Source organism: Anaerobacillus sp. MEB173 (genome assembly GCF_052119505.1).
In the GTDB taxonomy this organism is placed as follows: Bacteria; Bacillota; Bacilli; order Bacillales; family JBJMAU01; genus JBJMAU01.
The window spans coordinates 403,920-426,926 of record NZ_JBJMAU010000002.1; the positions used below are offsets into that span (position 1 = coordinate 403,920).

The window sequence follows — 23,007 nt, forward strand, 5'->3', positions numbered from 1 at the left end:
AAACACCTACAATGACTATGATCTAGTTTTATTGCATAATTCTTCGTACTGCATAGATATCAGGTATTCGTTTAATCCGTTCAACGACACGATGCAAGTGATCGATATTATGAATCGAAATTGTCATCAGTATCGTTGCCATTTTATTCCGGTCAGAACGGCCTGAGACCGCGTTCATATTTGTCTTCGTCTCTGTAACAGCTTGTAATACTTCATTTAAAAGACCACGACGATCATAACCTGATATTTCAATATCAACATTATAGTTTTTGCTTTCCTGTTTACTACCTTCCCACTCTACTTCTAAAAGACGCGGTTTAGCTTCTTCGGTTAACACGTTCGGACAATCCCCCCTGTGAATGGATACACCGCGGCCCTTTGTTATAAAGCCGACAATATCATCACCCGGAACAGGATTACAGCATTTCGATAAACGGATTAGTAAATTGTCGATCCCTTTTACCCTAACGCCGACACTTGTTTTCTTCTTTGGAGTATATGTCTTAACGTCAGCAACTGCCTCAAGCAGGTTTTGATCCTGCTGTTCTTGACCACGTTTTTTACGAAGTTTTTCTGTAAGTCGTGTTGCAATTTGTGCTGCAGTAATTCCGTTATAACCAACAGCAGCATACATATCTTCTTCACCTGAGAAATTAAATTTATCAACAACTGTTTCTATGTTCTCAGGAATAAGAATTTCTTTCGGTTCAAATCCTTGGTTTTTTATTTCCTTCTCAACGAGATCCTTCCCTTTTGCTACATTTTCTTCTCTGCGTTCCTTTTTAAACCATTGACGGATTTTATTTTTTGCATGAGAACTTTGGGTAATCTTTATCCAATCCTGGCTAGGTCCGTAAGAATGCTTCGATGTCATTACTTCAATGATATCACCTGTTTTTAACTGATGATCGAGCGGGACCATTTTCCCGTTTACTTTCGCACCGATGCAGCGATTTCCGATCTCTGAGTGAATTCGATAGGCAAAATCCAAAGGAACTGATCCTCTTGGCAGTTCAATTACATCGCCTTTTGGAGTAAAGACAAACACCATATCTGAGAACAGATCGATTTTGAGCGACTCCATAAATTCCTGGGCATCATTTGCATCATTTTGCCATTCAAGAATTTCACGAAACCATGACATTTTATTTTCAAGCGTCTGCGTATTCGGGGTGTAACTTTTCCCTTCTTTATAAGCCCAGTGTGCAGCAACCCCGAATTCTGCAATACGGTGCATTTCTTCGGAACGAATTTGAACTTCAAGTGGGTCCCCTTTAGGTCCTATGACCGTTGTATGGAGCGACTGATACATATTCGCTTTAGGCATTGCAATATAATCTTTAAAACGACCAGGCATCGGTTTCCAGCAAGTATGAATAATTCCCAGGGAGGCGTAGCAATCTTTTATATTTTTAACAATAATTCGTACTGCTAATAAATCATAGATCTCATTAAATTGTTTATTTTGCAGCGCCATTTTACGATAAATACTATAGATATGTTTTGGACGGCCGGAAATTTCCGCTTCTATACCGACGTCATTTAAACGTTCACGGATTTTTTCTTGAACTTCAACAATATATTGCTCACGCTCTGTTCTCTTCTTCTTCATTAAGTTAACAATGCGGTAATATTGCTGAGGGTTTAGATATCTTAATGCGGTATCTTCTAATTCCCACTTTATTGTTGAGATCCCTAGCCGGTGAGCAAGGGGCGCAAATATTTCCAACGTTTCGTTTGAAATGCGTCTTTGTTTCTCAGGTGGTAAATGCTTTAATGTGCGCATATTATGAAGGCGGTCTGCCAATTTAATGAGAATGACACGGATATCTTTCGCCATTGCTACAAACATTTTGCGATGATTTTCCGCCTGTTGTTCTTCTTTTGATTTATATTTTATTTTCCCTAGCTTGGTGACTCCATCTACTAACATCGCAACTTCTTCATTAAATGCTTCTCTCAATTCATCAAGCGTAACTGTTGTATCTTCCACTACATCATGAAGGAAGGCTGCAGCAATAGTATTAGGGTCCATTTCTAGCTCAACAAGAATGCCGGCTACTTGAATAGGGTGCAGAATATACGGCTCCCCCGATTTACGGTACTGTTCACTATGTGCTTCTTCTGCAAACTTATATGCTCTTTCTAAAAAAGCAACATGCTCCTTTGAAAGATATTCACTTGCTTTTGCAATTAATTGATCAATCGTCATGGAATCACCTTATACCCATTTCTGTATTTCTTTTTATTATCATGAAGATTATGCAACATGTAAAGAGAATTAAACGAATTTTGTCGAACTTTATTATTTTCTTTAACTGAGTCTAATAAAAAAGTTTTATAAAAATAAAATACCATGTTTATATAAAAGAAGCCAAAAAAATTGACTGAATTTTTAATTATAAAACAAAGAGCACTCACTGTGATTGAGCACTCTTTGTTCGTTTTAAGATTAGTATTTCGTTAATGTGTACACATCATAATCTTTTAATTTATCTCGTCCATCTAAATAGGTTAATTCAATCATAAAGGCGATGCCCACAACTTCTCCACCTAATTTTTCTACCAATTGAATCGTTGCTTCAATCGTTCCACCTGTAGCTAATAAGTCATCAGTAATTAATACTCGTTGTCCTGGTTTAATCGCATCTTTATGGAGTGTGAGTGTATCTTTGCCATACTCTAATCCGTAGTCAACTTTCACAACCTCACGAGGCAGTTTTCCTTCTTTTCTTACAGGTACAAATCCAATTCCTAATGAATATGCAATTGGACACCCAATGACAAACCCTCTCGCTTCAGGTCCTACAACAACATCAATTTGCTTTTCTTTTGCAAATGATGTCATCTCATCAATTGCTTTTTTATATACGTCACCGTTTTGCATTAATGTTGTAATATCTTTGAATTTAATCCCTTCTTTTGGATAGTCGGGAACAATTGTAATATACTCTTTAAAATCCATTTATTTTCCTCCTAGATATAACTACAATCCTATTTTCACATTATCATTTGTAAACATTATGTTATTAAACAGGTTCTTTAATTCATGATATGAGGAATAAAATAACTCATTTTCTAATCTTGCTTGTTCTTGCTTCATTTTAAATGTTCTCGAATGAACTAGATCCTTTTTAGCTGGATTTTGTACAACAAAAATAATTCCATTGTCTATTGTAACAAATTCCAGTTCCAAAAACACCTTCGTCATAAATTTTATTGTATCTCTTGTCCACCCTTTGTGTTTAGCCAATTGATCTGCATGTTTTTTTAGATCTAACTGTTTTTGCTTCAATAAAAAAGCATAGAACCATTTAAAGTGCTCTCTTTCAGGTATTGTTGTAAAAAAGTGATCCTCCGCGTGGTTAAATATTGCATAAATTCGTTCTGGCTGAGCACTCTGCTGTAACAATAGCTCTAATTGTTTCATTTCAACCGGTAGGTCCAACAACACTAAATATGAACCTTCCAATGTAAGCTCAGGAGTTGGATTGAGCTCATTCATTAAGACAAACTCATTTTCAAAAGCAGTCAATTGTAATTTCGTTTTCGTTTCTTCTTGAAATGATAAAAGTGTCAGCTTCTCTTTTGGTAACTTTTCTAGTCTTTTCGTGATATCTCTCCGGCCACGATAATCAAACAATTGCCATTCGTTTACCGCTACATCATCCAGAAAAAACTGTGGTTTGCAATGACCATTCCATTCATTAATGGCAAGTTTACCGATTGCAGATACTTTAGCTGTAGAAACAACATGTTCAAAAATTTCACCTAACCCAAAACCTACACAGTCAATTGTATAACCTGAATTTTCAAGAATCATTTTGAGATGATTTTCATCGCTGCCTATTCTCTTAATTTGAGAAATATTTGTGTTTTCTATCATAATTTTTGGAGTAGGATTACTCACTCCAAACGGTGCTAGCTGATCAATTTGTTCAATTACATCAATTGAGATTTCATCGACACTCGTTACTAAATCTACATTAGTAACCGGAATGAAATCTTCTGCCGTCAGTTTTTCAAATGCTATGTTATTTAAGCGATTTCGAAGTTCATCAATATGCTCAACTTTCATCGTGAGTCCAGCGGCCATTGGATGTCCTCCAAAATGCGGAAGAATATCTCGACTCTCTGAGAGATTTTCAAACATATCAAATCCTTCAATGCTTCGTGCCGATCCTTTCGCCAAACCTTTTTCAGGATCAATACTCATCACTATTGTTGGACGGTAGTATTTTTCAACTAACCTCGAAGCAACGATTCCAATGACTCCAGCATTCCAATTCTCTTTGGCTACAATTAAAACACGATGGTCATCAGTAGCATAATGCTGTTCAACTTGATCAATCGCTTCTTTTGCCATATCATTGACTAAATCTTTTCTGCTTTTATTTAAGTCATCGAGCTCTTCGGCAAGATGATCCGCTTCTTCCTGATCTTCTGTAATAAACAATTGTACAGCAGGGTCAGCTGAATCCAATCTTCCTGCAGCATTAATTCTAGGGCCAATTGCAAAACCAATATGTTCGGATGTAATTGTTTTATCCTCTAGTCCACATATTTTTTTTAATGCTTTAATCCCTGGCTTATTCGAAAATTGAATTTGCTCGATTCCTTGTTTTGCAATTAACCGATTTTCATCTACCAGAGGTACTAAATCAGCAATTGTACCAACTGCTGCAATATCTAACACTTCTTTCGGTACTCGTTGCAGAATTGCTTGAGAAAGCTTTAACGCTACTCCTACACCAGCTAGACCTTTGAATGGATAAGGGCAACCAGGCTTTTTGGGATTTACAATGCTATATGCATCAGGCAATATTGGCGGTGGCTCATGGTGATCAGTAATGATAAAGTCAAGGCCAATTTCTTTAGCCACTTTTGCTTCATGGACAGCAGAAATACCTGTATCAACTGTAACAACTAACTGATATCCTTCTTCTTTCGCCCATCTTAGTGCGGGTTCATTAGGTCCATATCCTTCTGTAAACCGATTAGGGATATAAAAGTCAAAAATAGCTCCCTTTTCCCGCAGCGTAAAGATCATAACTGATGTACTACTCACACCATCAGCATCATAATCACCAAATACGAGAATTTTTTCTTGTTCCTGTATCGCTCGTTCAATTCGTTCAACAGTTTCCTTCATTCCATCTAATAAAAATGGATCATGAAACTGAACTTCCTCTTTATATAAAAATCGTCTTGCAGCTTCAACTGTCGTTATACCGCGATTTACTAATAGTTGTGCTACTAACAGTTTTATTCCTAACTCATCTGCCAATAGTGCTGCTTTCTGTTCATCAACCGCATTCACTTTCCATCTCGTTTTTGCTCTCAACATAAAAAAACACCCCTTGACCTATCTATTATACAAGAGGCATCTTAAATGTAAAATGTAAAATGTAGAATTTATAATTAATAATTACTTTAAGAGTTATGTTGTTTTTCTAGAAAACTTGCATAGCACTACTTTCAATCATTTTTACATTTTACATTTTAAATTTTACATTTATCCTTCACTTTTCGTCCCGTCCTCCTCTATTACCTCCTCTGCTTCTATTTCAGTTACAGTTTCTCCTTGTTGACACTTTTCTAAATCAATTTTAAGCTGTTCCTTTTCTTTTGTTACTTTTTTCAATTGTTGTTGTAAACGGAATACTTTATAGAGACCTACAGAACCAACAATCAATCCGCCCATTAAAACTGAAGTTAGGATGACGATAATTAAGGGCCATTGTGCTGTACCGAAAACATAATTGACCGTTACCGAATTAACGTTGATAACTGCAAACACTGAAATAATTAAAGCAAAAATAAAGCCAAAAATGAGGGTCCACTGACCTTTCAATATGATCACACCTTTCTAGCTGAGTATGGATTTATATGGACAAGAACATCTTGAACATGATCGATTTCTAATAATTTTTTCTTCACTTCTTTTCCAATCGCATGCCCCTCTGCAACTGTGATCTCTGGATCAACAGCGATTTTTATATCAATGATGACATAATGTCCATGCTCACGAGCAAGAAATTCATCAATATTTAAAACACCATGTACAGAAGAAATAATTTCTCTCATCTCAACGGTATCCTCATCATGCATTACATGATCCAGTGTATTATGTATCGATGTCTTTCCAAGCGACCACGCCATTTTCACAATCAATACAGCCACAAATAACCCAGCAATTGGATCAGCATAAACTAACCATGGCACACCTATATACCCACCAATAATTGAAGCTCCAATACCTATAAGTGCAGCAACTGAAGAAAATACATCTGAACGGTGGTGCCATGCATCGGTAATTAACGCTTCACTTCTGTATTTCTTACCTAAATGATATTTATATCGAAACATGAGTTCTTTTACGATGATTGAAAAAACAACTGCATAAATCGCAACTAACCCCGGTACCTCAATTGGCTCAAAAAAAGATTTTACAGCGGTCATCGCAATTTCAAAGCCAACAACAAAAAGAAGGACAGCGACGATAATTGCTGCGATTAACTCTGCTTTACCATGCCCGTACGGATGATCACGGTCAGGTGGTCGCTTCGCTGCTCTAACTCCTATTAAAACAGCCACAGAACCAACGACATCTGATGCAGAATGGACTGCATCAGCGATTAACGCCTGGCTGTTTGCAATAAAACCAACAATCCCTTTTATAATTGCTAAAATAATGTTTCCTATTATACCAACCCAAGCAGCAAATTGCACTTTTTGAAATCGCTCATCTTTTTCCAACAAAATAAATCCCTCACCTTATCGAGTTTAAAGTTTAGAGTGTAGAGTGTAGAGTTGTTTTATGTATTTCAATGATGTTTTTTAATAACAAAGCTTTAGTTTACTTTTTACACTTCTAAACTCTACACTCTAAACTCTAAACTTATTACTTTTTAATTAAAAAAGACCGTGTCTCCACGGTCTTTTCTATTATGCTTCATTTTCTGCTGTTTTAAAGCGGTTTTTCTTTAATTGTTTTGATTTCCATACCAACCATAATTGAGCGGCTAAGAACATAGATGAGTATGTTCCGGCAATTAACCCTACTAAAAGAGCAAATGCAAACGGTCGAATCGCTTCTCCTCCGAATAGAAAAATAGCTGCAGCTGCGAAAATAACCGTTAACACTGTGTTAATTGAACGTGCTAATGTTTGGACTAAACTTTTGTTAACGATATCAGCTAAATCATTAAAATCCTTTATTCGTTTCGCTAACTTCATATTTTCACGAATCCGGTCAAACGTAACGATCGTATCATTGATCGAATAACCAACAATCGTTAAAACTGCCGCAATAAAAGTAACGTTAATTTCAATTTGTAAAATACTGAAAACCGCAATAATAAAGAATGCATCATGAAGCAGTGCCACTATTGCTGCTATCCCATACAAAAATTCAAATCGAATGGCTACGTAAATAACGATTCCAACCGATGCAATCGCTACTGAAATTAAGGCGTTACGTGCCAGTTCCTTACCGACTGTTGGTGATACAGTACTCACATTTGGCTCTGTACCGTATTTTTCCACCATATGACTTTGAATTTCAGCAATCTCTTCTTTGGTAAGAACAACTAGAAAACGAGCAATCCCCATTTCACTGCGGTCACCCGCCAAAATAACATCGGCCGGCTCATATCCTATTTCTTCAAAATCTGCTCTTATTTGTTCAGCAGTTAAAGACTCTTCAGACAATATTTCTACCCTTGATCCACTTTCAAAATCAATGCCCAGGTTTAATCCTATTGTTGAGAGGACAATAATCCCGACTAACATAAAGAGAGCTGAAAACATAAAGAACTTCTTACGATGTTTAACAAAATCTATATGACGATCTTTAAAGTTCATTAATCTCACTCTCCTTCACACCAAACAGCTTAGGCTTCTTGTTCAATATACGACTGTTCACCCATAGACCAAGTAATAGTCTTGAGCCATATACTGAAGTTACAAAGCTTGTCAAAATACTCACGATTAACATAATTGCAAACCCTCTGACTGAGCTTGTCCCAAAATAGAAAAGCACAGATGCAGCAAGAATTGTTGTAATGTTTGCGTCAAGAATCGTTGAGAGTGAGCGTCGACTACCAGCTTTAAATGCTGACATGATTGACTTGCCAGACCGTATTTCCTCTTTAATCCGCTCGTACGTAATTATATTTGCATCCACAGCCATACCGACCCCAAGAATTAAAGCTGCAATTCCCGGTAAAGTAAGGACAGCATTCATCCAGTTAAAGATCAGTAAAACGATATAAATGTATGCACTTAAAGATATAGCTGCAATAATTCCCATAAAACGATAGTAAAGAAGCATGTATACCATTATAAGACCAATCCCGATAAAACCAGCATAGATCGTTTTTTGCATTGCTTGCTCACCAAGAGCTGCACCGACTGAGTTAGAATACATCTCTTCCAGCTTTACTGGAAGTGCTCCTGCATTTAGGACATCAGCCAGAAACTGAGCTTCTTCCATCGTAAACTGACCTTCAATCACTACATTTCTCGTGTTTAGGACGCGACTTACCATTGGAGCTGATATAAACTTAGGATTCTCTTTAAATGCTTCTTCCTGGAAAGAGTCCCCCTCTTCATAATCAAGCCAAATAACCAATTGGCTGCCACGAACTTCTCGTGTTACTTCGGCAAATTGATTCGCATCTTTTAAAGTTACTGCAACCCATGGCTGATTTGCATCACCAAAGGTAACACTTGCTCCACCTTCCTGCAGGTCTGCACCATCTAACATTAATTTGTCATTTACATCACGAAAACTAAGCTGAGCTTCTGTTGCTAATAATTCACGAACAGTTTGCTGATCTTCTACACCAGCTAATTGCACACGAATTCGATTCTCACCTTCAATTTGGATGTTGGGTTCAGCCACACCAAAAACGTCAATACGTTGATTCAACGCACTAACGGTGCTTGTTAATGCTTCATTATTAATAACATCGCCTTCTTCAGCAGGTAACACCTCGTACAGGATTTCAAACCCGCCTTGAAGGTCCAGACCTAGCTTAATTTCCTTCGCAATTCCAGTTACTGTTGAAAAAATTGCCCCAGCAAGTAACACAACGATGAGAAAAAAAGCTATTAAACGTCCTTTTTTCACCATTTCTCTATAATGCCTCCTTAAAAACACCCTTTTTCACCAATATTTCTATTATGCTCTTCTATATATTACCTGTCAAACGTACTTCAACAAATAATTCATGTAAATAACTCCACATATTATTACTAGGTTAATCCAGATTTACAGGCTTATTCTCCTCAAACCAATTCGGTCCTTGATAGGCATTAATCGTTAACCAATTCATATATTCATTGATTTTTAATGTTAATAATGTATTGACAAATTGGTGCAGATGAATGTAGTTCTTCTCTTTTCTTAATTTATGTAGTAGACAATCCCATACCTCTTGCTCAGAAACATGGGCATACCCTAACAAACGAAATTCTTCTAATTTACTAACGATTGCCGGTTTCACATCTTCTCTCCAAACATCAAATTGCTGACGATCCTCCATCGATTTCACCTTCCTCTAATAAAGATTCATTCTAGAAAATAGAATAGGTTAATCCACCAACTACAAAAGCGGCAATGACAATACCAATAACGATAGCGGTAAATGCATATTTAAAACGAATAGAAAACAATGCAGCGGCAACACATGCTGAGTACGCACCCGTTGTTGGCAATGGAACAGCTGTAAATAATATGAGCCCAATTGCCCCATATTTTTCCACCTTATCACTCTTTCTCATCGTGCGATTGTATAACCAATTATAAAAGCGTCGATACCAAACAAACCGCAGTAACCAATTACTAAATGGCTTAAACAAAATTAATAGCGGGATGACCGGTAAAACATTCCCGATTACACTTAATACAAATGCTTCCCAAAAAGGAAAGCCATAAATACTTGCTAATGGTATCCCACCCCGAAGCTCTAATATGGGCATTGCTGAAATGATAATTACAATCATTTCCGGAGGCAAAAAATGTAAGGTTTCAACTAGAAAATCTCGAATACTTTCTTTCACACTCAACTTCCTTTCATCACAAATAAACTAATTTACATCATATCACTTTTAACTCTTAACTTTTAACTTTCAACTACTATCTTTCAACCGCTAACTACTAAATCCTTGTCATGCTTGACCCCCTATTAAGCATATAAATAATCATGGAAAATATCCATCATTTTTTAGAAAGTAGGGGCAAACATGTCAAAACAAACCTTTCTCCAAGGAGCATTTATTCTAATACTAGCTGGACTCATTACGCGCATCCTCGGCTTTATAAACAAAATCGTTGTTGCCCGGATTATGGGGGCGGAAGGGGTTGGCCTATATGCAATGGCAGTTCCTACCTTACTTCTTATTATTACATTAACACAACTCGGTTTACCTGTAGCTATATCAAAACTAGTTGCCGAAGCCGAGGCCAATCAAGATAAAAAGAAGATCAAACGGATTCTAATTGTCTCCATTGCTACAACCGGATCTCTAAGTATACTTTTTACCATCGGGATGATTGCTTTTGCTCCCATTATTGCTGAAACATTATTAACAGATTCTCGAGCATACTATCCATTAGTTGCCATTTCTCCTATTGTTCCAATTGTTGCTCTCTCATCGGTCATGCGGGGTTATTTCCAAGGCAGACAAAACATGCGGCCAACGGCTTATTCACAAGTAATTGAACAAATAGTGCGAATCACACTTGTAGCGATTTGTACAAGTTCACTCCTCCCATACGGAGTGGAATTTGCTGCTGCTGGTGCAATGGTTTCTGTTGTATTTGGGGAACTAGCTTCACTGCTTTATATGATGTTTATGTTCAAGTTAAAAAAGCGTATTCGGATCCGACGAGGATTTTGGCGTTATTTAAAAGAAGGAAAGGATACATTTAATGATTTAATGGCGATTGCCCTCCCTACAACAGGAAGTCGACTAATTGGTTCTGTTGCGTTTTTCTTTGAGCCAATTGTCGTCGCTCAAAGTTTGGCAATTGCAGGTGTAACGACAGTAATTGCTACTCAACAGTATGGGGAATTAGCCGGATTTGCTATTCCACTCCTTACGTTACCTACATTTATTACTTACGCTTTATCAGTTTCACTTGTACCTGCAATAAGTGAAGCAAGCGCAAAAAAACATTATTCTCTTATTCACCTTCGACTTAGACAGGCATTACGCTTAGCATTAATATCAGGTGGAATTTCTGTTGTTGTTCTTTATGTATATGCCGTTCCAATCATGGACCTAATGTACAATGCTCCAACTGTCGCTACTTATTTAAAAGTTATGGTACCTTTTAGTATTTTTCTCTATTTCCAAGGCCCACTTCAGGCTACTTTACAGGCATTGAATCTGGCACGAGCTGCAATGATTAACAGTTTAATTGGAGCTGTAGTGAAAATATCAGCTATTTTTGTACTGGCGAGTCGGCCTGATTTAGGGATCATGGGTGCTGCTTTAGCCATTGTCATGGGAATTATCTTAGTTACATTACTTCATTTTGCTACTGTTATTAAAACAATTAGCTTTACTTTTGACCTGCGTGAGATTCTGAAAGCAGTACTCGCTATTTTTATAACCGGCTGGGTTGCCAGCTTCTTATATGACCATGCATTTTTGGAGAATAGCATGGTTTACAAAACCATTGTTTCCATTATGATTACTACCTTTGTATACTGTATTATCATTATTTTCCTCGGTTTAATTCAAAAAGATGAAATGAAACGGGTACCTTTTATCGGCAAACCAATATCAAAACTCATGTGGCCCCAAAAAAAGTAACCAGAATCTATCTGGTTACTTTACTTTTCATCTTTAAAATCAACGTAAAATGACTGATTATCATTTAAAGCACAATAAGATATATTCTTAATATCTTTAATCCCCAGTTTCCTCATTTCTTGCCGTAGCCACAATGGTGTCTGGTTTATCTTCTCAAGATGATCATGTTGAACCTTCCCATCAAGAATTAAAGGTAATGGCATTAAGTATTTCCCTTCAATTTCCTTATTGTTCTCATCATTCTTTTTTTCAATAACCGATAATTTTCCTGAAGGCTCGAGAATAGCAAATTCAACATCAGATAAGCGACTAATTTTGTTTTGTCTCAATTGTACAAGTAAATCATCAAAATTATAACGTTGTTTACGCATTTCATGTTCATCTATTTTCCCCTCATTAATTAAAACAGATGGCTTACCATCAACCCAGTCCCTCATGTTGGCACTTTTTAATGACAGGTACGCAAGGACAATTTGAATAAATGAAAGTACTACTATTGGAACAATTGTATGTAACATTGGTACCGTTGTATTTTCAATCGAAATAACCGCTAATTCCGCAATCATAATAGAGACAACAAAATCCAGGACTGATAATTGTCCAATTTCCCGTTTTCCCATAAAACGAAGTACAAGAAGTATAACAAGATAAATCATTAAGGTCCTTAAGATAATTGTAGTATATACCAATCCTGTTTCCTCCCTTGTCTTACAGTTCATCTTTTTTATTTTGACCAAGGAGGAAAAGAAAATTAGGAGAAAGCTATAGAAATAATTAACAACACCGTCCTCATGAACGGTGTTGTTGTTAATTAATAAAACATTAAATAGCGAATGTAAATGTAAATTGTAGATATAATAAAGGAAACAAGGGCCACGGGAGCCCCAACTTTTAGAAACTCCAAATAGCTAAACGGTTGTTTTGCTTTCATGGCAATACCTGCTACAATCACATTGGCAGTTGAACCGATAATTGTTGCATTTCCTCCTAAGCATGCTCCTAATGCCAAGGCCCACCATAATGGGTCAATATCAATCATTCCATAATTTTGAAATTCCAGGATAACTGGGATCATTGCAGCTACAAATGGAATATTATCAACAAAACCTGATAATATGCCCGATACCCAAAGAATCAAAAAAGCCGTCTTTGATAAATCCCCTTCTGTATAATAGATGATTGATTTAGCAATTTCATCAATAATCCCAACATCCTTTAATCCACCAACAAGCATAAATAAACCAATGAAGAAGAATAATGTTACCCATTCAATTGATTTGAATACCTCTTCTGTCTCCTGCTCATTGTGCGTTAACAACATTAATAATAATGCCCCAGCCATTGCAATACTCGTAAGCTCTACTTGCAATAATGGCTGTAGAATAAATCCACCTATTGTCATCAGTAAAACTATCACCGATTTTAATAATAGTGGACCCTGTTGCAAATAGTCATTTGCATTTACAGCTAATAATTTCTGCTGGTTTTCTTTTGTTACTTTTAATTGTTTTCCATAAAATAGCGCCAATCCAGCAATTACAACGATGAAAATAATTAATACCACTGGTCCAAGATTAAACAAAAAAGCATTAAAATCTAAATGATCCACTGCTTGACCAATCATAAGATTAGGAGGATCACCAATTAAGGTCGCTGTTCCCCCTATATTTGATGTAAGTACCGCTGCCAATAAGTATGGTACAGCCGGTATACTTAACAGCTTAGTTAATGTTAGAACAATTGGTACTACTAGTAATACCGTTGTTACATTATTCAAAAATGCTGAGCCAATACCGGTCAGTAAGGAAATCGCAATTAAAAGCGGAATCGGTTTGCCTTGAACAAGTTTCGCTAACGAAATGGCGATAAACTCAAAAAATCCACTTTGACTAGTAATGGCCACTAATATCATCATCGATAGCAATAAAGCAATCGTATGCCAATCTATATGGTGGATAAAGGCTGCATCTAAATCCAATACCCCTGCAAAAAGCATAAGGACCCCACCAAAACAGGCGACAAGTGCCCGATTTAACTTTTCGGTAATGATAACGATGTAGCTTATGATAAAAATGACAAAGGCAAAGGTAAGCTCCATTCAAGATCTCCTCTCCAGTCCATTTCTATCATAATATGACCGGGTCGTCCCAAACATGAAGAAATACATAAGAAAACATTAGCCGAGTTTATATCATTAACTTTCATACTCAAAATTAGATTTAATTGAAACAAGTCCTTCTATAATTAAACAGGCCTGAATAAGATTAGTAATGGGAAGCAACTGGTGCCGATTAAATGGAATATCAATTGCTCCATTTGAAAAAATAAATGAAGGGGAGTATGCAGATTGTCATATCGAGGAATTTTACCTGCAATGCTTTTTGGTGTTCTTGCAATATTAATTATTGGTGTTTCTATAAGCTTTCTCGTTTCAATCCTTTTAAAATTCACTTCGTTATCTGAATCATCATTCTCATGGTTTCTACTGATAACATCGTTTTTGGCATTATTTATTGGGGGAATGATTTCAGGTGGTAAAGCAGGAGAAAAAGGGTGGCTCGTTGGCGCATCAACTGGTATATTCTATTCAATCGTTATTTTCCTAGCACAATTCTTAGGCTATAACCGTACATTTACAACTGAACAATATTTATATCATGGAGGTTACATTCTATTTGCCATTCTAGGAGGAATTATCGGAGTAAACCTGCTAGGGAATAAATCAGAAGCACGATAAAAAAACAGCCGACTTTATTATTAATAAAGTCGGCTTTATGTATCTTAGTCTGGGTTTACTACTTCACGAACTGCATTACGGTCATACGTAAGTTTACGGTTGTCATCAACAAGAATAACAACTGTATCCTCGTCAATCGCATCAATTGTTCCATGTAATCCACCAATCGTAATGATTTTATCCCCTTTTTGCAATGCCGCATGCATTTCACGAACTTGCTTTTGTCGTTTTTGTTGCGGTCGAATTAATAGGAAATAAAAAATTACAAACATTAATATCAAAGGTAATATCGCTTCCATGTTCTTAATTTCCCCCCTTTCATTAATTAAAATGCTCTTAATCATTTAGAAATTTTTTGCGTTAGGTTTGTTAAAACCATATTGTTCGAAAAATTCCTCCCTAAAATCAAGAAGACGATCTTCGCGTATTGCTTGTCTTACACGCTCCATTAATTTTAACAAGAAATAGAGGTTATGGTAAGAGGTTAAACGAAAACCAAATGTTTCCTCACATTTCACAAGGTGTCTTATATATGCTCTTGAATAATTCTTACAAACATGACAATCACAATTTTCATCTAATGGTGAAAAATCACGGGCAAATTTTGCATTTCGAACAACGAGTCGTCCTGTACTTGTCATACAAGTCCCATTTCTTGCTATCCGAGTAGGCAATACACAATCAAACATATCTATTCCTCGAATGGCTCCATCAATTAAAGAGTCCGGAGAACCAACACCCATTAAGTAACGCGGCTTATTTGCAGGAAGATGAGGAGTCGTAAATTCTAACACTCGATTCATCACATCCTTTGGTTCACCAACAGATAGTCCCCCTACAGCATAACCCGGAAAGTCAAGTTCAATCAAGTCTTTTGCACTTTGTCTGCGTAAATCCTCAAATTCTCCACCTTGAACAATTCCAAATAACGCCTGATCATGAGGGCGCTTATGACCTTTCAAGCATCGTTCTGCCCATCTGCTCGTTCTCTCTACAGATTGCTTCATATATTCATATTCAGCAGGGTATGGAGGACACTCATCAAATGCCATCATTATGTCTGACCCGAGAGCATTTTGAATTTCCATTGCCCCTTCTGGAGTTAGGAATAGCTTTTCTCCACTTAAATGATTACGAAAATGCACACCCTCTTCTGTTATTTTACGCAAGTCACTTAAACTAAAGACCTGAAATCCTCCGGAATCGGTTAAAATTGGTTTATCCCAATTCATAAATTTATGTAATCCACCAGCCTCTTTAACTATATCATGACCAGGTCGTAACCATAAATGATAAGTATTGCTCAAAATAATTTGAGAACCGATCTCTTTTAGCTCCTCAGGACTCATCGTTTTCACGGTAGCAAGTGTACCGACCGGCATAAAAATCGGCGTTTCAATCACACCATGTGGAGTATGTAACTTTCCAAGCCTTGCCCCTGATTGTTTACATGTTTTTATAAGTTCATATCGAACTGCTGCTGTCATGAATTGAACTCCCTTCTAAAAAAAACACAAACACTAACTATTATCATCCAAATTCGTTATAAACATAGCATCACCAAAACTAAAGAAACGGTATTGTTGCTTAACGGCTTCATTATATGCATGTAATATATGATCTCTTCCTGCAAGCGCACTTACTAGCATAACCAATGTTGATTTAGGCAAGTGGAAATTTGTAATCATCCCATCAATGGCTGTAAATTGGTAACCAGGATAGATGAAAATATCAGTCCAGCCTGATGATTCAAGAAAGCGTCCATTACCTTCATTCGCAATTGTTTCAAGTGTTCGCGTCGATGTCGTTCCAACAGACAGAATTCTCCCACCTTCATCTTTAACCTTATTTAACAACTGAGCGGTTCCTGCCGTCATTTGGTAAAATTCAGCATGCATTTCGTGTTCATCAACACTTTCAACAGATACTGGTCGGAAGGTACCTAAACCGACATGAAGAGTAATGTAGGCAATATGGACACCCTTCTCCTCAATCTTCTGCAGCAATTCTTCCGTAAAGTGTAACCCTGCTGTAGGTGCTGCTGCAGAACCACGGTGTTTTGCAAAAACCGTTTGGTATCTTTCTTGATCTTCAAGTTGTTCATGTATATATGGTGGTAAGGGCATCTCTCCTAATTGATCTAGGATTTCATGAAAAATACCGCTATATTTAAAATGAATAATGCGCCCCCCATGCTCTAATTCTTCAATACATTCCCCTTCTAGAAGTCCATTACCAAAAGATAATACGGTTCCTTTTCTTACACGTTTTGCCGGCTTGACTAATGTTTCCCACTGATCATTTTCCAATTGTTTCAATAATAGAACTTCAATCTTTGCCCCTGTCTCTTTCTTTTCTCCGAACAGTCGTGCAGGCAATACTCGGGTGTCATTTAATACAAGGCAATCTCCCTTATTTAAATAATCAATAATTGCTGTGAAATTCTCGTGAATCACTTTCCCAGTTTGACGATCCAAAACCATAAGTCTCGATGCACTACGGTCCAATAAAGGCGTTTGTGCAATCAAACTCTCTGGCAAGTTAAAATCAAAATCACTTACTCTCATGATGTAGTCACCTTTTTATTCTTAGTTTACTCTTTCTTTTAAAAAACAATCTTATATAGCATACAAAACAGCATACATGAAGACAAGTACATTTTAACGAAATCTGCCAATTAAATAAAAAATTAATGACAGAACAATACTAATGACAATAGAAGTGACAATCGGGAAGTATACCGTCGTGTTTCCTTTTTTAAAAAGTATGTCCCCAGGCAACTTCCCTAAATTGAAATATTTCCCTCCAACTTGCCATAATAAGCCGACGACAATTAATAAGATTCCTATCGCAATGAGAACCTTTGGCATATTGTTCACGACTTCGGCACCTCCAACTGAAAATGTTCATACGCTTTCGGAGTGACAACTCTCCCGCGCGAGGTCCTTTGTAAAAAACCTATTTGTAATAAGTAAGGTTCATACACATCCTCAATTGTGTGGGCTTCTTCACCAATTGTTGCAGCAATTGTTTCTAATCCAACCGGACCTCCTCTAAACCTCTCTATAATTCCTATTAATAATTTATGATCAATATCATCTAATCCTAAACGATCTACCTGTAACTTTTCTAAGGCTACTTCTGTTAATTGCTGTGTAATCTTCCCATTTCCTTCCACTTGGGCAAAATCACGAACCCGACGTAATAAACGATTTGCGATTCGAGGTGTTCCTCTGGATCTTCTTGCAAGTTCATAACTTGCCGATTGTTCTAACTCTACTTGAAAGATTTCAGAAGTCCTCATAATAATCTTGGCCAAATCATCAATTGTATAATATTCTAATCGACTTAAAACTCCAAATCGATCTCTCAACGGTGCAGATAAGAGACCAGCCCTTGTCGTTGCTCCTACTAATGTAAATGGTGGTAAATCCACTCGTACTGAACGGGCAGTCGGCCCCTTTCCTATCACAATATCCAAACAAAAATCTTCCATAGCCGGGTACAATACTTCTTCGACTACCCGATTAAGCCGGTGAATTTCATCTATAAATAGAACATCTCCCGGTTCAAGAGAGGTCAGAATTGCAGCTAAATCTCCCGGACGTTCAATTGCCGGCCCTGATGTTGTACGAATCTGAACATTCATTTCATTGGCAATGATGGTAGATAACGTTGTTTTTCCAAGACCAGGGGGACCGTATAGCAACACATGGTCGAGAGATTCTTCACGCATTTTTGCTGCTTCTATGAATACTTGCAAATTTTGTTTAACTTTTTCTTGCCCAATATATTCACAAAGATACTGTGGTCGTAAACTTCCTTCGACAGAGTCATCATCAAACTGCGATTGGGCAGAAACCATTCGATCATCCATGTTCTCACCTACTTTACGAGAAAATTACCCGTTTAATAACAATTGCAGTGCTTTTTTAATATACTGATCAGTTGATAATCCTTTTTCATCTTCTAGCTTAGGTGTAATTTTCTTGATTTCTTTCTCAACATAGCCAAGAGTCCGCAACGCTTCAATCGCTTCCGATAATGCCTGGTTAGTCTGAGGCTCAGCGACTTCATTATTTTGATTAGCAAATAATCCACTCATTTCGAGTGTCGTTGGCAAAAAGTCAGTTAATTTCCCTTTTAAATCAAGGATAATTTGTCTTGCTGTTTTCTTTCCTACACCAGGAAATTTCACTAAAAATTTCTCATCTTCCTCTTCAATTGCACTTACCACTTGTTCCGGTTGTCCTGATGCAAGGATCGCTAGCGCGCCTTTTGGACCAATCCCTGAAACATTTAATAATTTTTCAAATAAAGCCCGCTCATTTCTAGTTTTAAATCCATATAATCGTTGGATATCTTCCCTAACATAATGATATGTAAATACTTTCATTATCTTGTCCATTTCTCCTTGAAATGCAAAAGGATTCGGACAAAAAACCTGATACCCAATTCCGTTATTTTCCACTACAATTGATTGTGGATCAATATACTCTAATTTTCCAACAATAAACTCAATCACTATTCTCTGCTCCTTATGCGAACACTTATTTCTACCTATTTTATCATAGTCCCCGTTATTTGACACAGTTGAAACAATAGATGTAAAAAAAGAAATGAGCTGCTAAGATTTTTTAGTCAGCTCACTTCTTCATCCATTTATAATTCGTTTACTGCATATTTTTTCATCGTTTGAATAACCTTTTCATAATGGTCTCTTGATAAAACCGGAATGCCTTCCTGCAACTCACTCTGCTGGTGGCTCTTTAATTTTTTTGTATTTATTTGAAAAAATGAATGAATGACCTTTTCTTCATTAGGCTTTCCTTCATAAATTCTTAAAACTCCTTCTGGTGAAATCCCAAAATAACCATTAATTTTTAATAACGGAGAGATATCATCAACTTCCTGTTGGAATATCACTTGAGATTCTGATTGGTCTACTAAATTCCAGTTCTCATAAAATGCCCAAAAATCTTCCATTGACCAAATGACTTCTTCCACAATTTCTTCACTTACTTCACCGTCTAAGTATACCCGTTGCAAAATTACTTCAACAGACTTAGGCCCCATCACTTCAAAAGCATTTTCATTCTTTTCTGTTGGTGGATGATTTTCCTCAGTAATTGCAATAACTTCATTGTTAACTACACTAATAATAAGCAAAAGAAAAATTACAAATAAAATCGTCATTACACTTACGATTCCATAACCAAATCGAATATTCATATAAATCACCACCATTTCTACTCTGCTCTCTGCAATAAAGAAGAGGCATGTATTACATATATTTTACATTATCAGTTTGCCCAAATTCTTAATTATTATCCATTTTTCCTCAGATTTTAGTTTATAAACGATCAAAAAAAAGGAACAGGTAGTCCTGCTCCTTTTTAGATCATACATTATCGAGATCGCTCAAATGGGCGTTGGAACATTCGACCAAGGTCACCAACCATATCACCTAGTGTAGCTCCAACTTCTTCAAAAGCTGTTCCTCCACGTAATCGATCATCGGCTGTACGAATTTGGTTTACTTCATCACGGTCAGTTACGACACGAACTTGCTTGCCATCAGCCATTCCTTGAACTGTTTGACGAATTTTTTGTTCAACATTTTGTGAATTTCTTCCGTCAGTATCGACACCAACTAGAATTGTATCATCATTAACAATAACACGTGCGTCATTAACATTTTCAATGTTGTTAACACGACTTGCGATACGTTGAGCAGTTTGACCATCATAATCTTTATGATAGTTCATTCCACGCTGACCTGTTGTACCTTGTTGTAAGCCAGTTGTACCGCGGTTTCCTAATGCTCTGTTTCCTTGACGTGCTGTTTCATTGCCCTGTGGCCAGTAATTATCCTCATGACGCTGAATTCCTGAACCAGTCATATTTGTACGTGCACCACGAAGAGTCCCTGCATTATCAACCATTCCTGGTCTGTCACCAGTAATACCAGTTCCTCCTCGGTTTGTTCCAAAACCTGTAGCACCACGGTTAGTTCCTAATCCTTGATTACCACGGTTTGTACCAAACCATCCAGTCGTTTCATTACGACCAAACCCATGGTTTGCTCCAAAGTTTGTGTTGCCACGGTTTGTACCAAATCCTGTTGTACCTTGACGTCCGCCGAACATATTTGTATCACCACGACGTTCACCAAATAATCCAGTCCCAGCACCTTGGTTCGTACGACCAGTTACATGAGGACTCTGTACTCCAGGACTTTGTCTTGTTGTTCCATATGGTGCGAATGTTCCTGTTCGATTACCTCTAAAACCGGTCATACCGGTACGGTTACGATCAGTCACATTATTAAAGCCTCTGCCAGGTCGGTCATCACGTGTTACCATATCGGTAATTGGACCCTCACCAGCACGGTTCCACCCAAAATAACCTCTATCTTGCTGTTGTGTAGTTTGCAACCCTACGGTTCCACCATGTCGGTTATTATCTGTACCATATCCTTGCTGACCTGCACCACACCCTACAAGAGTACCCATAATTAATGTTGCCGCCGAAATTGATATAGCAAGCTTCTTCATATTTTGAAAACCCCCTTTCACCAATTATGATGGCAAGAGGACGCCTAAAATACTCTGTTACTTCTAGGAAGTTAACACTAAAATTTAGTTATCTTCCAGTATTACTTCCAACCTAAAAAGAGACGATCCTTGTAAGATCGCCTCTTTTTTTAATTAAGCATTTTCATCCTTATTTTGCTCAATATTAACACTTTCTTGATTACTGCCAGTAACATTTTGTTGTTCTTCATACATCGCTCTAGGCATGAACTGTTGACTATAATGTTGTGGCATTGGCATTCCAGATGGATATCCAGCTGGTGCACCGCCAAACCCTGACATCATTCCTCCTGGCATAGGACCATAATTCATATATGGAGACATTCCTGGCTGTGGTACTCCTGTTTGCGCCATTCCACTTGGAGGCATACCACTGTCGCCCGGATAAGGAAGTTGTGGCACAGCTGGAGTATCCATATCAAAGTCAAAGTCTTCATCTATAAAATCTTGATCATCTAAATCAAGATCATCATCAAGACCAGGGGCCATCATCTGCGGGGGCATTCCTGGCTGTGTTGGTGGCATCATTTGTGATGGATCGGGTCCTTGCATATGTGGTGATCCATACGGCATTCCTGGCCCCATCATTTGTGGCGCTGCTTCATACGGCATCCCTGGTCCCATCATTTGTGGCGCTGCTTCATACGGCATCCCTGGTCCCATCATTTGTGGTGGTGCTCCATACGGCATCATTCCCGGTCCCATCATTTGCGGTGCTGCTCCATACGGCATCATTCCCGGTCCCATCATTTGCGGTGCTGCTCCATACGGCATCATTCCCGGTCCCATCATTTGCGGTGCTGCTCCAGTTCCACAAGGTGTGCATGGCATCATAGTCGGTGCTATTGCTGACGGAGGATAAGCACATCCAGGCATCACTGGTGAAATAGGTACAAGCGGTGGACACGGTGGAAATGGCATCATCTGTGGTTGGACTGATGGCATCATCTGTGGTGATACATGCATAGGTTTTTTCACTTCAACATGCTCCTTTATCGGTTTCGCTACAGGTTTTTCAGGTTTCACCTCTGCAATAGGTGAAACAGGTAATTTTTCTTCCTTTGGCTTTGGCTGTGCTTGTTTATAAATATTAAAATTCATTTCCATTTGTTGTTGTTTTTGCGTAATCGGCATATTAATTTTAGGCTGAACCGGTATTTTTACCTTCGGTGGAGAAGGTGCTTTCATTTTCGGCGGAGGTGGCATCTCGACTTTCGGCTTCTCCTTTACTTTTGGAGCTACGTGCTCAATCGGTTTTTCCTTAACAGGTGGAGCTGGTGCCGGTGAAACTTGCGCCTCTTTTTTTACTGCTTGTTTTTTTACTGGAACACCGCCAGTCGGGACTTTAATTTTCATTCCTGGCATTAGCATATCGGGGTTACTTAACTGACTATTGACGGCTTTTAACTGTTCAAAATCAACCCCATACTTTTTAGATAAGTTCCAAAGCGTTTCCCCTTTTTGGACAATATGGATTTTCACGTCTTTTCTCCCTCCCTAAACAAATTCTTTACATCCTATGCAGTTGTAGGCAAATCGCCACTAATATCCATAAACCTAATATGACTTAAAATAAGAGCCCTCAGCACAAATCTATGCGGAGAAATGGCTGGATATACCACTTTAAAGATGAGAAGAGTTTAGAGTTTAGAGTTTAGAGTTTAGAGTTTTAGAATTAATAATTAATAATTAATAATTAATATGAAAAAGAAACGTTATCAGAATGACAACGTTTCTAATGTTAAATATAAAATTAAATTGTTAGTAATTCAAAGAATTACATGAAATTCTTCATTGGTATTACATTCAACAATTCTAAATTATTAATTATTAATTATTAATTCG

General features: G+C 37.5%; 22 protein-coding genes. 2 read left to right on the forward strand and 20 right to left on the reverse strand.

Annotated features, from left to right (window positions below; translation table 11 throughout):
* Window positions 1–28 precede the first annotated feature (28 nt).
* From ACJ2A9_RS06580 to ACJ2A9_RS06620, 9 genes are all read right to left on the reverse strand, one after another.
* Entirely contained in the window at window positions 29–2,212 is a 2,184-nt protein-coding gene (locus ACJ2A9_RS06580; protein WP_441420816.1) for a RelA/SpoT family protein, read from the reverse strand.
* Window positions 2,213–2,452: 240 nt separating this feature from the next.
* Window positions 2,453–2,965 (reverse strand): adenine phosphoribosyltransferase, encoded by a 513-nt coding sequence (locus tag ACJ2A9_RS06585; RefSeq protein ID WP_441420817.1) that lies wholly within the window; start codon window positions 2,963–2,965, stop codon window positions 2,453–2,455.
* A gap of 21 nt (window positions 2,966–2,986) precedes the next feature.
* Window positions 2,987–5,347 (reverse strand): single-stranded-DNA-specific exonuclease RecJ, encoded by a 2,361-nt coding sequence (gene recJ / locus ACJ2A9_RS06590; RefSeq protein ID WP_441420818.1) that lies wholly within the window; start codon window positions 5,345–5,347, stop codon window positions 2,987–2,989.
* A gap of 168 nt (window positions 5,348–5,515) precedes the next feature.
* Window positions 5,516–5,854, reverse strand: coding sequence for a LapA family protein (locus ACJ2A9_RS06595; RefSeq protein ID WP_441420819.1), 339 nt, complete (start codon window positions 5,852–5,854; stop codon window positions 5,516–5,518).
* Between the two features lie 5 nt (window positions 5,855–5,859).
* Window positions 5,860–6,759: a cation diffusion facilitator family transporter gene (locus ACJ2A9_RS06600; protein ID WP_441420820.1), complete on the reverse strand. Its 900-nt coding sequence runs from the start codon at window positions 6,757–6,759 to the stop codon at window positions 5,860–5,862.
* Between the two features lie 189 nt (window positions 6,760–6,948).
* Window positions 6,949–7,866 carry a protein translocase subunit SecF gene (secF, locus tag ACJ2A9_RS06605; RefSeq protein WP_441420821.1) on the reverse strand — a complete coding sequence of 306 codons (918 nt, stop codon included), beginning with the start codon at window positions 7,864–7,866 and terminating at the stop codon, window positions 6,949–6,951.
* Window positions 7,856–9,139 (reverse strand): protein translocase subunit SecD, encoded by a 1,284-nt coding sequence (secD, locus tag ACJ2A9_RS06610; protein ID WP_441420822.1) that lies wholly within the window; start codon window positions 9,137–9,139, stop codon window positions 7,856–7,858. Before secD ends, secF begins: the two co-directional genes overlap by 11 nt.
* Window positions 9,140–9,266: 127 nt before the next feature.
* The gene (locus tag ACJ2A9_RS06615; protein WP_441420823.1) at window positions 9,267–9,551 is read right to left on the reverse strand and encodes a post-transcriptional regulator; all 285 of its coding nucleotides are present in this window, start codon (window positions 9,549–9,551) and stop codon (window positions 9,267–9,269) included.
* A 31-nt stretch (window positions 9,552–9,582) separates the two neighbouring features.
* Complete coding sequence (locus ACJ2A9_RS06620) at window positions 9,583–10,068, reverse strand: COG2426 family protein (RefSeq protein WP_441420824.1); 486 nt, start codon at window positions 10,066–10,068, stop codon at window positions 9,583–9,585.
* A 183-nt stretch (window positions 10,069–10,251) separates the two neighbouring features.
* On the opposite strand from ACJ2A9_RS06620, the gene spoVB reads away from it, so the two are divergent.
* A complete protein-coding gene (gene spoVB, locus ACJ2A9_RS06625) occupies window positions 10,252–11,829 on the forward strand; it encodes a stage V sporulation protein B (protein WP_441420825.1) in 1,578 nt (525 codons plus the stop codon).
* A gap of 20 nt (window positions 11,830–11,849) precedes the next feature.
* Here spoVB and ACJ2A9_RS06630 read toward each other — a convergent pair whose 3' ends face one another.
* Window positions 11,850–12,518 (reverse strand): DUF421 domain-containing protein, encoded by a 669-nt coding sequence (locus ACJ2A9_RS06630; RefSeq protein WP_441420826.1) that lies wholly within the window; start codon window positions 12,516–12,518, stop codon window positions 11,850–11,852.
* 122 nt (window positions 12,519–12,640) lie between these two features.
* On the reverse strand, window positions 12,641–13,927 hold the full coding sequence (locus ACJ2A9_RS06635) for an ArsB/NhaD family transporter (RefSeq protein ID WP_441420827.1): 1,287 nt from the start codon (window positions 13,925–13,927) through the stop codon (window positions 12,641–12,643).
* Between the two features lie 249 nt (window positions 13,928–14,176).
* On the opposite strand from ACJ2A9_RS06635, the gene ACJ2A9_RS06640 reads away from it, so the two are divergent.
* On the forward strand, window positions 14,177–14,566 hold the full coding sequence (locus ACJ2A9_RS06640; RefSeq protein ID WP_441420828.1) for a TIGR04086 family membrane protein: 390 nt from the start codon (window positions 14,177–14,179) through the stop codon (window positions 14,564–14,566).
* A gap of 44 nt (window positions 14,567–14,610) precedes the next feature.
* On the opposite strand, the gene yajC is transcribed toward ACJ2A9_RS06640, so the two are convergent.
* The 9 genes from yajC to safA form a co-directional block, all read right to left on the reverse strand.
* Window positions 14,611–14,865 (reverse strand): preprotein translocase subunit YajC, encoded by a 255-nt coding sequence (gene yajC / locus ACJ2A9_RS06645; protein ID WP_441420829.1) that lies wholly within the window; start codon window positions 14,863–14,865, stop codon window positions 14,611–14,613.
* A 45-nt stretch (window positions 14,866–14,910) separates the two neighbouring features.
* Window positions 14,911–16,053 carry a tRNA guanosine(34) transglycosylase Tgt gene (gene tgt, locus ACJ2A9_RS06650; protein ID WP_441420830.1) on the reverse strand — a complete coding sequence of 381 codons (1,143 nt, stop codon included), beginning with the start codon at window positions 16,051–16,053 and terminating at the stop codon, window positions 14,911–14,913.
* Between the two features lie 33 nt (window positions 16,054–16,086).
* On the reverse strand, window positions 16,087–17,133 hold the full coding sequence (gene queA, locus ACJ2A9_RS06655; protein ID WP_441420831.1) for a tRNA preQ1(34) S-adenosylmethionine ribosyltransferase-isomerase QueA: 1,047 nt from the start codon (window positions 17,131–17,133) through the stop codon (window positions 16,087–16,089).
* A 93-nt stretch (window positions 17,134–17,226) separates the two neighbouring features.
* Window positions 17,227–17,436: a DUF2905 domain-containing protein gene (locus tag ACJ2A9_RS06660; RefSeq protein ID WP_441421040.1), complete on the reverse strand. Its 210-nt coding sequence runs from the start codon at window positions 17,434–17,436 to the stop codon at window positions 17,227–17,229.
* Between the two features lie 5 nt (window positions 17,437–17,441).
* Window positions 17,442–18,443 carry a Holliday junction branch migration DNA helicase RuvB gene (ruvB, locus tag ACJ2A9_RS06665; RefSeq protein WP_441420832.1) on the reverse strand — a complete coding sequence of 334 codons (1,002 nt, stop codon included), beginning with the start codon at window positions 18,441–18,443 and terminating at the stop codon, window positions 17,442–17,444.
* 24 nt (window positions 18,444–18,467) lie between these two features.
* Window positions 18,468–19,091 carry a Holliday junction branch migration protein RuvA gene (ruvA, locus tag ACJ2A9_RS06670; protein ID WP_441420833.1) on the reverse strand — a complete coding sequence of 208 codons (624 nt, stop codon included), beginning with the start codon at window positions 19,089–19,091 and terminating at the stop codon, window positions 18,468–18,470.
* A gap of 137 nt (window positions 19,092–19,228) precedes the next feature.
* The gene (locus ACJ2A9_RS06675; RefSeq protein WP_441420834.1) at window positions 19,229–19,798 is read right to left on the reverse strand and encodes a BofC C-terminal domain-containing protein; all 570 of its coding nucleotides are present in this window, start codon (window positions 19,796–19,798) and stop codon (window positions 19,229–19,231) included.
* Window positions 19,799–19,974: 176 nt separating this feature from the next.
* Window positions 19,975–21,123: a YhcN/YlaJ family sporulation lipoprotein gene (locus ACJ2A9_RS06680; RefSeq protein ID WP_441420835.1), complete on the reverse strand. Its 1,149-nt coding sequence runs from the start codon at window positions 21,121–21,123 to the stop codon at window positions 19,975–19,977.
* A 153-nt stretch (window positions 21,124–21,276) separates the two neighbouring features.
* Window positions 21,277–22,644 (reverse strand): SafA/ExsA family spore coat assembly protein, encoded by a 1,368-nt coding sequence (gene safA, locus ACJ2A9_RS06685; RefSeq protein ID WP_441420836.1) that lies wholly within the window; start codon window positions 22,642–22,644, stop codon window positions 21,277–21,279.
* Window positions 22,645–23,007: the final 363 nt, after the last annotated feature.

Bases quoted from the DNA above. Each gene is read 5' to 3' on its own strand.
- ACJ2A9_RS06580 (WP_441420816.1), bottom strand. From the start codon at position 2,212: ATGACGATTGATCAATTAATTGCAAAAGCAAGTGAATATCTTTCAAAG.
- ACJ2A9_RS06585 (WP_441420817.1), bottom strand. From the start codon at position 2,965: ATGGATTTTAAAGAGTATATTACAATTGTTCCCGACTATCCAAAAGAA.
- recJ (WP_441420818.1), bottom strand. From the start codon at position 5,347: ATGTTGAGAGCAAAAACGAGATGGAAAGTGAATGCGGTTGATGAACAG.
- secF (WP_441420821.1), bottom strand. From the start codon at position 7,866: ATGAACTTTAAAGATCGTCATATAGATTTTGTTAAACATCGTAAGAAG.
- secD (WP_441420822.1), bottom strand. From the start codon at position 9,139: ATGGTGAAAAAAGGACGTTTAATAGCTTTTTTTCTCATCGTTGTGTTA.
- ACJ2A9_RS06615 (WP_441420823.1), bottom strand. From the start codon at position 9,551: ATGGAGGATCGTCAGCAATTTGATGTTTGGAGAGAAGATGTGAAACCG.
- spoVB (WP_441420825.1), top strand. From the start codon at position 10,252: ATGTCAAAACAAACCTTTCTCCAAGGAGCATTTATTCTAATACTAGCT.
- ACJ2A9_RS06635 (WP_441420827.1), bottom strand. From the start codon at position 13,927: ATGGAGCTTACCTTTGCCTTTGTCATTTTTATCATAAGCTACATCGTT.
- yajC (WP_441420829.1), bottom strand. From the start codon at position 14,865: ATGGAAGCGATATTACCTTTGATATTAATGTTTGTAATTTTTTATTTC.
- tgt (WP_441420830.1), bottom strand. From the start codon at position 16,053: ATGACAGCAGCAGTTCGATATGAACTTATAAAAACATGTAAACAATCA.
- queA (WP_441420831.1), bottom strand. From the start codon at position 17,133: ATGAGAGTAAGTGATTTTGATTTTAACTTGCCAGAGAGTTTGATTGCA.
- ACJ2A9_RS06660 (WP_441421040.1), bottom strand. From the start codon at position 17,436: ATGCCAAAGGTTCTCATTGCGATAGGAATCTTATTAATTGTCGTCGGC.
- ruvB (WP_441420832.1), bottom strand. From the start codon at position 18,443: ATGGATGATCGAATGGTTTCTGCCCAATCGCAGTTTGATGATGACTCT.
- ACJ2A9_RS06675 (WP_441420834.1), bottom strand. From the start codon at position 19,798: ATGAATATTCGATTTGGTTATGGAATCGTAAGTGTAATGACGATTTTA.
- ACJ2A9_RS06680 (WP_441420835.1), bottom strand. From the start codon at position 21,123: ATGAAGAAGCTTGCTATATCAATTTCGGCGGCAACATTAATTATGGGT.